Origin of the sequence: Hydrogenophaga sp. (assembly GCF_036675665.1) — a bacterium.
In the GTDB taxonomy this organism is placed as follows: Bacteria; Pseudomonadota; Gammaproteobacteria; order Burkholderiales; family Burkholderiaceae_C; genus Hydrogenophaga.
In genome coordinates this window covers 41,500-53,958 of the sequence record NZ_JAKFEO010000009.1, presented here as the reverse complement: position 1 = coordinate 53,958, position 12,459 = coordinate 41,500, and the positions used below count along the sequence as shown (strand labels likewise).

Annotated in this window: 11 protein-coding genes and 1 tRNA gene; 3 read left to right on the top strand and 9 right to left on the bottom strand. The window is 66.0% G+C overall.

What is annotated here, in order from left to right; all coding sequences use genetic code 11:
* Position 1 precedes the first annotated feature (1 nt).
* On the bottom strand, positions 2-1,018 hold the full coding sequence (locus V6M63_RS05735; protein WP_332740356.1) for a porin: 1,017 nt from the start codon (positions 1,016-1,018) through the stop codon (positions 2-4).
* 190 nt (positions 1,019-1,208) lie between these two features.
* On the opposite strand from V6M63_RS05735, the gene V6M63_RS05730 reads away from it, so the two are divergent.
* The 3 genes from V6M63_RS05730 to V6M63_RS05720 are packed head-to-tail and all read left to right on the top strand — an operon-like array spanning position 1,209 to position 3,804.
* Positions 1,209-1,892 carry a response regulator transcription factor gene (locus V6M63_RS05730; RefSeq protein ID WP_332740354.1) on the top strand — a complete coding sequence of 228 codons (684 nt, stop codon included), beginning with the start codon at positions 1,209-1,211 and terminating at the stop codon, positions 1,890-1,892.
* Positions 1,892-3,343 carry a sensor histidine kinase gene (locus V6M63_RS05725; RefSeq protein WP_332740351.1) on the top strand — a complete coding sequence of 484 codons (1,452 nt, stop codon included), beginning with the start codon at positions 1,892-1,894 and terminating at the stop codon, positions 3,341-3,343. Before V6M63_RS05730 ends, V6M63_RS05725 begins: the two co-directional genes overlap by 1 nt.
* Positions 3,340-3,804, top strand: coding sequence for an RNA-binding S4 domain-containing protein (locus V6M63_RS05720; RefSeq protein WP_332740350.1), 465 nt, complete (start codon positions 3,340-3,342; stop codon positions 3,802-3,804). The genes V6M63_RS05725 and V6M63_RS05720 overlap by 4 nt, the downstream gene beginning before the upstream one ends.
* Here the strand turns inward: V6M63_RS05720 and V6M63_RS05715 are convergent.
* From V6M63_RS05715 to cysS, 8 genes are all read right to left on the bottom strand, one after another.
* A complete protein-coding gene (locus tag V6M63_RS05715) occupies positions 3,801-4,715 on the bottom strand; it encodes a DMT family transporter (protein WP_332740348.1) in 915 nt (304 codons plus the stop codon). The genes V6M63_RS05720 and V6M63_RS05715 overlap by 4 nt on opposite strands.
* 15 nt (positions 4,716-4,730) lie before the next feature.
* Positions 4,731-6,479: a tetratricopeptide repeat protein gene (locus V6M63_RS05710; RefSeq protein WP_332740346.1), complete on the bottom strand. Its 1,749-nt coding sequence runs from the start codon at positions 6,477-6,479 to the stop codon at positions 4,731-4,733.
* Positions 6,480-6,572: 93 nt separating this feature from the next.
* A tRNA-Ser gene (locus V6M63_RS05705) sits at positions 6,573-6,665 on the bottom strand.
* 53 nt (positions 6,666-6,718) lie between these two features.
* The gene (locus V6M63_RS05700) at positions 6,719-7,999 is read right to left on the bottom strand and encodes an aspartate kinase (RefSeq protein WP_332740344.1); all 1,281 of its coding nucleotides are present in this window, start codon (positions 7,997-7,999) and stop codon (positions 6,719-6,721) included.
* Positions 8,000-8,055: 56 nt separating this feature from the next.
* On the bottom strand, positions 8,056-9,093 hold the full coding sequence (gene tilS / locus V6M63_RS05695) for a tRNA lysidine(34) synthetase TilS (RefSeq protein ID WP_442909548.1): 1,038 nt from the start codon (positions 9,091-9,093) through the stop codon (positions 8,056-8,058).
* Positions 9,032-10,033: an acetyl-CoA carboxylase carboxyltransferase subunit alpha gene (locus tag V6M63_RS05690; RefSeq protein ID WP_332740342.1), complete on the bottom strand. Its 1,002-nt coding sequence runs from the start codon at positions 10,031-10,033 to the stop codon at positions 9,032-9,034. The genes tilS and V6M63_RS05690 overlap by 62 nt, the downstream gene beginning before the upstream one ends.
* A gap of 103 nt (positions 10,034-10,136) precedes the next feature.
* Positions 10,137-10,787, bottom strand: coding sequence for a DNA-3-methyladenine glycosylase family protein (locus tag V6M63_RS05685; protein WP_332740340.1), 651 nt, complete (start codon positions 10,785-10,787; stop codon positions 10,137-10,139).
* Positions 10,787-12,175, bottom strand: coding sequence for a cysteine--tRNA ligase (cysS, locus tag V6M63_RS05680; RefSeq protein ID WP_332740338.1), 1,389 nt, complete (start codon positions 12,173-12,175; stop codon positions 10,787-10,789). Before cysS ends, V6M63_RS05685 begins: the two co-directional genes overlap by 1 nt.
* Positions 12,176-12,459: the final 284 nt, after the last annotated feature.

Genomic DNA, 12,459 nt, shown 5'->3' with positions numbered 1-12,459 from the left:
ATCAAAAACGGTGGCGCAAGCCGAACTGGATGCCGTTGGAGTTCGAGCCGGCCACCGGGCTGTTGAAGCCCAGGGCGGCCGCAGCGTCGTTCGACACGGCGGTGAGGTGGCCGTAGACCGCGGTGCGCTTGGACAGGTTGTGGCTGGCCTGCAGCGTGTAGATCTTCGCGTCGTCGCTGGCGGCTGCTGCCGAACCGTTGACGTCCTTGGCCTGCGCCGCACCCACCGACACCGTGGTCTCGCCGAACTTGAATGCTGCGGCCAGACCGTAGACCTTGAGCTTCTTCGCTGCCTTGTCTTCCGCGTCGTAGTAGGCGGAGAGCTTGAACGCGCCGAAGTCGTAGGCACCGGCCAGCAACACCGCATCCTTGCCCTGCTTGCCGGCGAGCACGCCGTCGGCGTCCGTCACCTGCATGAGCGAGACGCCGGCCGTCAGCGGTCCGTTGGCGTACAGCGCATGCGCGCTCACCTGCTTGGCGAAGGACTTGCTCGCATCGGTGCTGGCGCGCTCCTCGCCCAGGCTGTACTGCAGCTGGAACACGGTGTTGGCCACGGTGGGGGAGACATAGGTGATGGCGTTGTCCACCCGGTTGTAGTCGCCGTTGCCAATGATCGGGACCACGCTCAACACGTCATACGTCTTGGTGCCGACGATGCCGGCGATGTCGTCCATGGGTGTGTACTGGCGGCCCAGGCGCACGGCACCCCAACCACCGCCCAGCCCCACATAGCCCTGGCGGCCAAACAGACGGCCGCCCTGGCCCTGCGTGCCGACGTCGGCGTTGAAACCGCTCTCCAGCAGGAACATGGCCTTGAGCCCACCGCCCAGGTCTTCGGTGCCACGCAGGCCCCAGCGCGAGCCTTGCTGCTGGCCAGAGGTCACGCGGGTGAGCGAGCTCGCGCCCTTGATGCGCTCCACCGCCACGTCAACGACCCCGTACAAGTTCACGGACGACTGGGCACACGCCAGTCCGCTGAACAAACCCAGAACGCCCAGAGTGATTGCATTTCTTTTCATATTGACTTTCATGGATGGATTGACAACACCGCAACAAGCACCATGCCCGATGTGTCCGGTGCGGCGATCGGACAGGCTGCAATGCTCGTTTCGCTGGCTGTCAGTTCGCTGTCCATGGCATCCGTACAAACCCTGTGCAAAACCGATCCTCGGGTGGGGATGGCGCATCCCTTGCCCATAATCGAGGGCCATGAAGCTGCTGCTGATCGAAGACAACGCCACCATGCAGACCACCCTGCGGCGCAGCTTCGAGCGGCGCGGCGTGCAGGTGATCGGTTGCGACGACGGCGCCCGCGCGTTGGCCCTGTGGCAGGCCAGCCTGCCCGACGCGGTGCTGCTCGACCTGAGTCTGCCCGGCATGGACGGCCTGGAGGTGCTCAGCCAGGCGCGCGCCGCGGGCCTGGAAACACCGGTGATCATCCTCACCGCGCGCGGCACGGTGGGCGACCGCATCCTGGGCCTGAACACCGGCGCCGACGACTACCTGCCCAAGCCTTTCGATCTCGACGAACTGGAGGCGCGTCTGCGCGCGCTGGTGCGCCGTTCGGGCAACGCCGACAGCTCGCCGGGCGCCGGCCGCGGGCCGGTGTGGTGCGGCATGCACGTGGAAAAAGACAGCGGCGCGGTGTACTTCGCCGGCCAGCCCATGGAGCTGGCACCGCGCGAGTTGTCCCTGCTGCAGGCCCTGCTCGGCAAGCCAGGGCACGCGATCGCCAAGGAGCGCCTGTTCGAGCTGGTGTTTCCGGGCGAAAACCATGTGCAGCCGGAAGCCATCGAGGTGGTGGCCTACCGCCTGCGCAAGAAGATCGCCCACACCGGCGCACAGCTGGTCACCTTGCGCGGTCTGGGCTACCTGCTCAAGGCCGACAGCTGATGCCCCTGCCCGCCTCGGCCCACCGGCAGCACGCGCTCTCGCTGCGCCGCACCCTGTTGCTCGGCATCCTGCTGCCGGTGTTCGCCTTCCTGCTGATCAACACCCTGGTGCTGTACCGACAGGCCCTGGACGCGGCCGACACCGCCTACGACCGCACCTTGCTCGCCACCGCCAAGTCGCTCGGCGAACAGCTGCGCGTCACCGGTTCGGGCAACGACGTCCGGATCGAATCCACCCTGCTCTATTCGGCGCTGGAGGCCTTCGAGGCCGACAACCGCAGCCGCATCTATTACCGCGTGAGCGGCCTGCAGGGTGAGATGGTCTCGGGCTTCGACGACATGCCGGCCTGGCGGCGCGACATCCCGCAAGAAAACCTCTATGCCGCGCTGGTGAACTTCTACGACGACGAATACCGCGGCGTGCCGGTGCGCATGGCCGTGCTGCTGCAACCGGTCTCCGGCGTGTACGAGCAGGGCATGGCCACCATCCAGGTGGCCGAGACGCTGGAGCTTCGCGAGACCCTGGCCCGCCAGATCCTGATCGACACGCTCTGGCGGCAGGCCGCGCTGGTGCTGGTGATCGCGCTGGTGGTGGTGTTCGTGGTGCAACGCGCCACGCGCCCGGTGCGCGCGATCAGCCATGCGCTGGGAGCACGAAGCGAGAACGACCTTTCGCCCCTGCCCACCGAAGGCGCGCCGCGCGAACTGCTGCCGCTGCTGGACGCGACCAACCAGCACATGCAGCGCCTCTCGCACCTGCTGGAACACCAGAAGCGTTTCGTGCGCGACACCTCGCACCAGCTGCGCACGCCACTGGCCGTGCTCAAGACGCAGGTGCAATCGGCGCAGCGGGGCGATGTGGAACCGCTGCAGGCGCTGGAGGAGATCGGCCACACGGTGCAGCGCGCCACCGAGCTGGCCAACCAGATGCTCGCGCTGGCCAAGGTGGAGCAGTTGCGCCAGGAGAAGAGCGCGCCAGTGCACGATTGGTCGGCCGTGGTGCGCCTGGTGGCACTCGACCTCTCGGCACTCATTGCCGAGCGCACACTCGATTTCTCCATCACCACGCAACCCGCGCCCGTGCGCGCCCACGAATGGGCGCTGCGCGAACTCAGCCGCAACCTGCTGCACAACGCCATCAAGAACACGCCCGCGGGCACCGCGCTGACCGTGGCGCTGGTGACGGATGCGCGGACCGCGGCCCTCACCATCAGCGACGAAGGTCCGGGCATCTCGGCCGCGCTGCGCGAGCGCCTGTTCCAGCCGTTTGCCACCGAACCCCGGCAGAACACCAGCGTTTCGGGCTCCGGTCTGGGCCTGGCGATCTGCCGCGAGATCGTGCAGTCGCTCGGCGGCGCGATCGATCTCGACAACCGCACACACTCGGGCCAGGTGCGCGGGCTGGACGCCACCGTGCGACTGCCCCTGGCCACATCCAACCCCTCCGCATGAAACCTGCCACCACAAAAGAACCTCAGTCCACCAAGGTCCGTCTCGACAAATGGCTCTGGGCCGCGCGCTTCTACAAGACGCGGGGCCTGAGCAGCGAGGAAATCGACAAGGGTCGCGTCCGGCTCAACGGCCAGTTGGCAAAGCCCTCCAAGGAGGTGAAGATCGGCGACACGCTGGAACTGCGCATCGGCCACGAAGTGCGCACGGTCGTTGTGCGGGGCTTGAGCGGCGTGCGCGCGGCTGCGCCGGTGGCCGCCCTGCTCTTTGAGGAAACAGCGGCATCGCTGGCGCAACGCGCAGCCAACGCCGAGATGCGCCGCCTGGCGCCCGAGCCCGCGCACAGCCAGACCATGGGCCGGCCGACCAAGCGGGACCGGCGCGACATTGAGGGGCTGCGCGATGCGCCGCCACGAGACGAATGGAACGACCGTTGGAGCGCCTCGCTCGACGATACCGACTAGGCTTTTCGCAAGCCCAGCCACATCACCGTGGCCACCACGAGCAGGCCGCCGGCCACCTGCACGGCTGCAATCGACTGCCCCAGGATCGCCCACGCCAGCACCAGCGCGAAGATGGGCTCGATGTTCATGATGGCCGAGTTGCCCACCACGCCGAGCTTGGGCAACACCGTGAACATGATGGTGAAGGCCGTGCCGTAGAGCAGCGTCAGGCCGAACAGCCCCCACCAGCCCACCGCCGCCTGCGGCAACACCAGCCCCCCCTGCACGCCACAGGCGATCAGGGCCATGAGACCCACGATGGTCATGGTGGTGGCGGTGCGAAGACGACCGTCCAGGCCCCCGGTCTCGTGCTGCGTGATCACCAGGGCCAGACCAAAGGTGGCCGCCGCCGCCAGGGCAAACGCCACGCCCACACCGATCTGCGCCCAATGCCCGGAGGCGCCGAGACCCGAGGCGGCCCCGGACACGTCGAGCGCGAGCGCCAGGCCCAGCAGCATCACCGGCATGGCGCGCAACACGCGCGGCTGTGGTCGTTGCCCGTAGACCACGCGCGCCCACAGCGCCGTCCACAACGGGTAGGTGTTGAAGGCCAGCAAGGCCAGCGCCACCGGCAAGCGCGCCACCGAAGCGTAGAGACACAGGCTCTGCACACCCACCAGCAAGCCGATGGCGAGCAGTGCCTTGCGATGGCGCGGTTGCAGACGCACCGGCACGCGGTAGATCAACAAAAGCAAACCGACAACCAGGGCCGTGACGCCGCTGCGAAACACCACCGCGGTGGCCACGCTCACGCCATCGTCGAAGGCCAGGCGCGCGGCCACATGGTTGGCGCCCATCATCAGGGCGATGAGCAACAGGGTGGCGAAGGCGGCGCGGCTCAGCGCCGCGGTGGGAGGAGAGGCAGAAGCCATGCGATCGGTTCGCGCTCAGCGCAACTGGCGGCCAAAAAGGTAGGTCATGTTGACGCGGCGGCTCTCGTAGCTGTCGACAAAACGGATGGTGTCGGTTTCGTGGAACAGGGCCGAGTTGAACAGAACGGCGCGGTTGCAGCGGTGCGGCACGGTGATGCACTTCGCCTCATGCTGCTGCAGGAAGCTGTAGATGCGTGTGCTGTCGTTGTTGTATTGCCCGAAGGTCCAGTCATCGGGAGCGGGCACGTCGTACACCTTCAGCCCGCCGCTGTCGGGGTCGAGGTTGTGTTCGCTGGGTGCGATCCAGAAGTTCAGATTGACCTTGGCGAAATCGGCGTGCACGTTGATGCCGCGCGTGACCGCCGGCTCGTACTTGAAGCCCCAGATCTGCGTGAGCAGGTAGTCGTGAAACACGCGCGGCATGCGCTGCCTGAGCTCGCGGGCCAGCTGCAGATGCAGCGGGCTGTTGAAACCGCGGTTGGCGAAGGCACCCAGGTAGCTGTTGGCGTATTCACCGTGCCACACGCGCGACGCATGCGCGAATTCCTGGAAGGCATTGAGCGCGGGCCCGGAGAGGAAGTTGTCGATGACCAGTATCTCTGGCGTGCCGGCCAGGTAGGCCTCTTCGAGCGCGCGCCAGTCGTTGTCCGGGTTGAGCACGTCGGGCATCGACGGCATGGCATGCACCCAGCTGGCGCCGAGGTACGCCTGCATGCGCGCGAACTCAGTGGGCGAAGCACGCACGACACGGGTCGTTGCGGGGTCCTGCACCTGTTTCAACAAGGCCTCGCCGGTCTTGAGGAAGGTGGCCAGGCCCGGCACGTCGTGACCGTGCTGCTGCAGCCAGCGCGCCTGTTGCACGTCGTGCTTGAGCTTGAAGGCGCCCAAGCTCAGGCCCGTCTGCCGCAGCCGCGGCGACTGCCAGGTCGTCTGCAGGTACACCTCGAGGCTCTTGCGCCCGGCCTCGATCACGCGTGGCGTGTCCACGCTGTCGCTGAGCACGGTGGCCGCCAGGCTGGTGTGGGCCTGCACCATGGCTGGTTCCAGCGCGAGGGCTTGCTCGAAACTCACCACCGCCTCGGCGGTGCGCCCCAGCAGTTTGAGCGCGCCGCCCCGCTCGACCCAGGCCTGGGCGTGCCCGGGGTGGGCGCGTGTGGCGCGCTCGGCACACGCCAAGGCTTCTTCGTAGCGCGCCAGTTCACCCAGCACGTTGCTGAAGTTGCACAACACCACCGGGTTCTCGGGTTCCACCTTCAGCGCCTGCTCATAGCTGGCCAGCGCATCGGTCTGCCGACCCAGGAGCTGCAACACGTTGCCCCGGTTGCACAACAGCGCAACGTGCTGCGGCTGCGCCTGCAGCGCGCGCTCAAGGCAGGCCAGGGCTTGGGGCAGTTGCCGCAGTTGCTTGTGCAGCAGGCCCAGGTTGATCGCGATGTCGGCATCCTCAGGGCGCAGCGCCTGCGCCTGCCCGTAGGCCACCAGCGCCTCGGCTTCGCGGCCTAGTTGTTGCAAGGTGAATGCCAGGTTGTTCTGTGCGTCGGCGTTGTGCGGGTTGGCCTGCACCGCACGGCCGAAGTGAATCGCGGCGCGCTCCACATCACCGGCCTGCGACTCGAGCAGGCCCAGGTGGTAACGCACGCTGAAGTCGTTCGGAAACTGGCGCAGCACACCCTCGTACAGCGTTCGGGCGTTGTCGAGCTGGCCTTGCGAATGGAAGTGCACGGCCAGCTGCATCTGGTCGGCGGGCGTGAGGGAAGCGTTCATCGCAGAGGTTCTTGCTTGGCGGTCAATACAGCGTCTGTGGCCTGGGTCGGACGCGAAAAAGCCCCACAGCCAATGGCGGTGGGGCTTGGTATCTGGCGGAGCGAGAGGGATTCGAACCCTCGATGAGGCTCTACACCCCATACTCCCTTAGCAGGGGAGCACCTTCGGCCACTCGGTCATCGCTCCGGAAGCTGCGTATTATGCCTCAACTCACCTTGCCCTCCCTCTGGGCCGAGGCATCACCCGGTGATGGTGTCTGCGGTCTGGTCGAGGTCGAATTCGCGGTGCAGCGAACGCACGGCCAGTTCCATGTACTTCTCGTCGATCACCACCGAGGTCTTGATCTCCGAGGTCGAGATCATCTGGATGTTGATGCCCTCGGTGCTCAGGCACTTGAACATGCGGCTGGCCACGCCCACGTGGCTGCGCATGCCGATGCCCACGATGCTGACCTTGCAGATGCGCGCATCACCCACCACCTCGGCGGCACCCAGTGCGGGCACGACCTTGGCCTTGAGCAGGTCCATGGTCTTCTGGAAATCGTTGCGGTGCACCGTGAAGCTGAAGTCGGTCAGGCCGCCCTTGCTCAGGTTCTGGATGATCACATCGACTTCGATGTTGGCGTCGGCCACCGCGCCCAGGATCTGGTAAGCGATGCCGGGGGTGTCGGGCACGCCGAGCACGGAAATCTTGGCTTCGTCGCGGTTGAACGCAATGCCGGAAACGACGGCTTGTTCCATGGTTTCGTCTTCCTCAAAAGTGATCAGGGTGCCGGAGGCGGCTTCTTCATTCAGGTCGATGTCCCAGGGCGTGAAGCTGGAGAGCACGCGCAGGGGCACCTTGTACTTGCCGGCGAATTCCACCGAACGGATCTGCAGCACCTTGCTGCCCATGCTGGCCATCTCCAGCATTTCTTCAAAGCTCACGCGCTTGAGGCGGCGCGCTTCGGGCACGACGCGCGGATCGGTGGTGTAGACGCCGTCGACGTCGGTGTAGATCAAGCACTCGGCGGCCTTGAGCGCGGCCGCCACGGCCACGGCCGAGGTGTCGCTGCCGCCACGACCCAGCGTGGTGATGTGGCCCTCGGGGTCCACGCCCTGGAAGCCGGTGACGATGACCACCTTGCCGGCGGCCAGATCGGCGCGGATGCGCACGTCGTCGATCGACTCGATGCGGGCCTTGGTGAAAGCGCTGTTGGTCTTGATCGGTACCTGCCAACCGGCGTAGCTCACCGATTCCATGCCCTCGGCCTGCAGCGCGATGGCCAGCAATGCCGAAGAGGCCTGTTCGCCAGTGGAGGCCAGCATGTCGAGTTCGCGGCTGTAGGCGTTGGTGGCCTTGCTCGGTGCGAGCTCCCTGGCCAGGCCGAGCAGGCGGTTGGTCTCGCCGCTCATGGCGCTGGGGACCACCACGAGCTGGTGGCCCGCGCGGTGCCACTTGGCCACGCGTTTGGCGACGTTGCGGATGCGCTCGGTCGACCCCATGGAGGTGCCGCCGTACTTGTGAACTATCAAGGCCATCGGGTTGGATTGGTTGGGTTGGAAGCGCCGGCTGCGCCGCCGGGCAAAGCCCGCAATTATAGGGTGGGGGTATATCCGAGACACGCTCCGATGCGCTCCACATGGCCCGGGCCCACCTTGATGTGGATGCGGTGGCCCCGCGTGGTGCAAGCCGCGATCTGTTCGAGCAGTTCGTCCATCTGCGCGGTGGCAGCGGCCACACCGGCGCTGGCGCGCAGCCAGTGGCGCAAGGCGTTGGCCTGGCGATCGCGCGAGAGCGACTGCAAGCGCACGATCTGCGGCGGCACGCCGGTGTGCGACAGATCGAGGGCAGCCAGCTCATCGAGCAGGCGCTGGGCCTGCGCGGCGTGGCGGGCGCTGCGCGCGAGCATGGGCCGAAATCCGGGGAAGCACGCTTCCCATGCGGGCATGAGCAGGGCGCGGATGCGGTTGCGGGTGAAGCGCGTGTCGGTGTTGCTGGGGTCGTCCACAAAGGCGTGTCCCTGCGCCAGCAGCCATGCGCGCAACTCACTGGCCGGCACGTCGAGCAAAGGCCGGCCGAAGCGCATGCCTGCGCGCTCGAAGTGTTCGGGCATGGAAGCCATTCCCGGCAACCCTGCGCCGCGGCTCAGCGCGAGCAGCAGCGTCTCGGCCTGATCGTCGGCGTGTTGTCCGAGCAGCACGCCGTCGGCACCAGCCTCCCGGGCCATGCGCGCCAGGGCGGCGTATCGGGCCAGCCGGGCCGCGTCTTCCGGGCTCTGTCCCGGCTCGTGCGCGGCCTGCACACACTCCACCCGCAGTGCAACGCCGTGCTGTGCGCAGAACTGGCGAGCGTGACGCTCGAAGTCGTCGGCTGCCGCCTGCAGGCCGTGGTGCACGTGCAATGCCACCACATGGGCAGGCCAGCGTTGGTGTGCAGCGAGCAGCAGGGCAGTGGAATCGGCGCCGCCGCTGTAGGCCACCGCCACCTTCTTCATGTTGGGAGGGCAGCGATCGCACCACCGTGCCAACGCCTGCTCGCAGGGGTTGGCTGACGCGGTGCTGCGGGTCACGTCAGCGCTTGTCGCTCTTGACGTCGGTCTTGCTGTCGGCCTTGGTGTCGGTGTAGCGACCATAGCTGTTGAGGCGCGCATAGCGGCGGTCCACCAGCTCCTTGACCTTCAGATCGGTCACCTGTCGCCACGCATCGCCCAGCGCACGCTTGAGGAAGGCCGCCATCTGCTTGTGATCGCGGTGCGCACCACCCACCGGCTCGTTGACGATCTTGTCAACCAGCCCCAGCGCCTTGAGGCGGTGCGCGGTGATGCCCAGCGCATCGGCCGCGTCGCTGGCGCGGTCGCTCGTCTTCCAGAGGATGGAGGCACAGCCTTCCGGGCTGATCACCGAGTACACCGAGTACTGCAGCATCAGCACCTGGTCGGCCACGGAAATGGCCAGCGCGCCGCCGGAGCCGCCTTCGCCGATGATGGTGGAGATGATGGGCACTTCGAGCTGAGCCATCTCGAAGATGTTGCGACCAATGGCTTCGGACTGCCCGCGCTCCTCGGCGTCGATGCCGGGGTAGGCGCCGGGGGTGTCGACAAAGGTGAAGACCGGCAGACGGAATTTTTCGGCCAGTTTCATCAGGCGCAGCGCCTTGCGGTAACCCTCGGGCTTGGTCATGCCGAAGTTGCGCAGGCCACGCTCTTTCGTGTCGCGCCCCTTCTGATGACCCAGCACCATGCAGGGCTGACCATTGAAGCGGGCCAGACCGCCGACGATGCTCAGGTCATCGGAGAAATGGCGGTCACCGTGCAGCTCCTGGAAGTGCGTGAAGATCTCGCGCACGTAGTCCAGCGTGTAGGGCCGGTCGGCGTGGCGCGCGATCTTGGTGATCTGCCAGGGCGTGAGGCTGCTGTAGATGTCTTTGGTGAGCTGCAGGCTCTTGCCCGCGAGCTGTTCGATTTCTTCGGAAATGTCGACCGCGGATTCCGTCTGCACGTAGCGCAGTTCCTCGATCTTGGTTTCGAGTTCGGCAATGGGTTGCTCGAAGTCGAGAAAGTTCTTTTTGGCCAAGGTGGACTCCTGTGGTCTTGTGGTGCGAGGCCGATGTCCTGTCATCAGGACATCGGGCCACGGCCCGAGTGCATCGGGCGCGGGTGTCAACGACGTATCGGGTTCAGTAAGCGACCGGGGCCGGGTCGAGAGAGCGCCAAATATACCAAGTCGCCACGCTGCTGTAAGGGGCCCACGAGCTCGCCACTTCGCGGATTTCGCTGCGGCTCACCGGCTCGCCCGAAAAGTAGCAGCGGCTGATGCCGTTCTGAAGACCAAGGTCGTCCAGCGGTAGTACGTTGGGCCGCATCAGGTGGAAGATCAGGAACATCTCGGCCGTCCAGCGACCGATGCCGCGGATGGCCACCAGCTCGGCAATGATGGCCTCGTCGTCCATCTCCACCCAGTCTTTCACGTGCACCTGGTCGTTGGCGAAGTGCAGCGCCAGGTCCACCAGGTACTCGACCTTGCGGGCCGACAGGCCGGCCGCGCGCATGTCGTCGACCTTGAGCTTGAGCACTTGGGCGGGCACCATCTTCTTGGGCAGCACGACAAACCGGTCCCAGACCGATTGCGCCGCTTTCACCGAGATCTGCTGGCCGACGATGCTGCGAGCCAGCGTCACGAAGGCATCCCCGCGCGATTGCAGGCTCACACCGCCGTGCTGCGGGATGAGCTTCTTCATCACGCGGTCGCGCTTCATCAGGTGGCGGCACGCCTCCAACCAGTAGTCGGGCGCATCGGGGCCCACGTCGGGCAGGATGGACGCGACCATCAGGTGCGTTCCCAGGTGGTGCCGGTCGGGCTGTCCTTGAGCACGACGCCTTGCTCCAGCAAGACCTTGCGGATGCGGTCGGCCTCAGCAAAGTCTTTGGCCTGCTTGGCGGCAACGCGCGCGGCAATCTGCGTGGCGATGAATGCTTCATCCAGACCGCCCGATGGCCCTGCCCCAGCCTGCAGGTAGGTCGCGGGATCGGCCTGCAGCAACCCCAATGTGCCGCCCAGCGTCCTCAGCAAACCTGCCACCGCAGGATCCTTGCTGCGGTTGACTTCGCCGGCCAGTTCGAACAGCACGGCCACCGCCTCGGGTGTACCGAAATCCTCGTCCATCGCGGCGCGGAAGCGCTGCGCGTGCGCTTGACTCCAGTCGATATGGTTCAAGGGCGCGGCCGGCACCAGCGAGAGCGCGGTGTACAGGCGCTTGAGCGCGCCGCGAGCGTCGTCCAGATGCACATCGCTGTAGTTCAATGGGCTGCGGTAGTGCGCGCGCAGGATGAAGAAGCGCACCGTTTCGGGGTCGTACTTGGCCAGCACCTCGCGGATGGTGAAGAAGTTGCCCAGGCTCTTGGACATCTTTTCGTTGTCCACCCGCACGAAGCCGTTGTGCATCCAGAAGCGCGCCAGGGGTTGGCCGGTGGCGCCTTCACTTTGTGCGATCTCGTTTTCGTGGTGCGGAAACTGCAGGTCGGCACCACCGCCGTGGATGTCGAAGGTTTCGCCCAGCGTGGCGCAGCTCATGGCCGAGCATTCGATGTGCCAGCCCGGGCGACCCGCGCCATAAGCACTGGCCCATTGGGCTTCGGCCGGCTCGTCGGGTTTGGCCGACTTCCAGAGCACGAAGTCCAGCGGGTCGTTCTTGTCACTGGCCACGGCAACGCGCTCGCCAGCGCGCAAATCGTCGAGCGACTTGCCGGAGAGCTTGCCGTATCCCTCGAACTTGCGCACCGCGAAATTCACGTCACCGTTGTCGGCCTGATAGGCCAGACCTTTCTGCTGCAGCGTGTCGATCAGCGACAGCATCTGCGGCACGTATTCGGTGGCGCGTGGCTCCAGGCTCGGGGGCTCGATGCCCAACAGGCCGATGTCCTGGTGCATGGCGGCGGTCATCTCGTCGGTGAGGGCGCGAAGCGTGATGCCGCGTTCGACCGCGCGCTTGATGATCTTGTCGTCGATGTCGGTGATGTTGCGAACGTAAGTCACTCGGTAACCGCTCACCTTCAGCCAGCGCTGCACCACGTCAAACGCCATCATCATGCGGGCGTGGCCGATGTGGCACAGGTCGTAGATCGTCATGCCGCAGACGTACATGCGCACATGACCGGGTTCGATCGGCTGGAAGTCCTCCAGGCGGCGCGTGAGCGTGTTGTGGATTTTCAGGGTCATGTCGGGAAAGCGGGCACGGGTTCAGCGCGGCGAAACGGGGTGGAAAACCTGACGCGGCAGCTGGTGCGGCCGACCTGTGTCACACAGGCCACGCGGGGTGCTGCGGGCGGTCTGGATCAGCCATGAGAAACAGACCCCTCAGATACAATGCGCCAGTATATCCAGCCCGATGCTGCGTGCCATGCAACATCGGGCCTTCGATCAACGTGTCGCTGGATGCAACCGTCTTGCGGTGGCCCAGGTTCGCTCTCCGAGGTCCCATGTCCCACCCTGTGAATCTTCAA

What these genes read in the sequence shown, in the direction of transcription:
- V6M63_RS05730 (WP_332740354.1), top strand. Translation starts at nt 1,209, where the DNA reads ATGAAGCTGCTGCTGATCGAAGACAACGCCACCATGCAGACCACCCTG.
- V6M63_RS05715 (WP_332740348.1), bottom strand. Translation starts at nt 4,715, where the DNA reads ATGGCTTCTGCCTCTCCTCCCACCGCGGCGCTGAGCCGCGCCGCCTTC.
- cysS (WP_332740338.1), bottom strand. Translation starts at nt 12,175, where the DNA reads ATGACCCTGAAAATCCACAACACGCTCACGCGCCGCCTGGAGGACTTC.
- V6M63_RS05725 (WP_332740351.1), top strand. Translation starts at nt 1,892, where the DNA reads ATGCCCCTGCCCGCCTCGGCCCACCGGCAGCACGCGCTCTCGCTGCGC.
- V6M63_RS05710 (WP_332740346.1), bottom strand. Translation starts at nt 6,479, where the DNA reads ATGAACGCTTCCCTCACGCCCGCCGACCAGATGCAGCTGGCCGTGCAC.
- V6M63_RS05720 (WP_332740350.1), top strand. Translation starts at nt 3,340, where the DNA reads ATGAAACCTGCCACCACAAAAGAACCTCAGTCCACCAAGGTCCGTCTC.
- tilS (WP_442909548.1), bottom strand. Translation starts at nt 9,093, where the DNA reads ATGGTCGCTACACCGACACCAAGGCCGACAGCAAGACCGACGTCAAGA.
- V6M63_RS05700 (WP_332740344.1), bottom strand. Translation starts at nt 7,999, where the DNA reads ATGGCCTTGATAGTTCACAAGTACGGCGGCACCTCCATGGGGTCGACC.
- V6M63_RS05735 (WP_332740356.1), bottom strand. Translation starts at nt 1,018, where the DNA reads ATGAAAAGAAATGCAATCACTCTGGGCGTTCTGGGTTTGTTCAGCGGA.
- V6M63_RS05685 (WP_332740340.1), bottom strand. Translation starts at nt 10,787, where the DNA reads ATGGTCGCGTCCATCCTGCCCGACGTGGGCCCCGATGCGCCCGACTAC.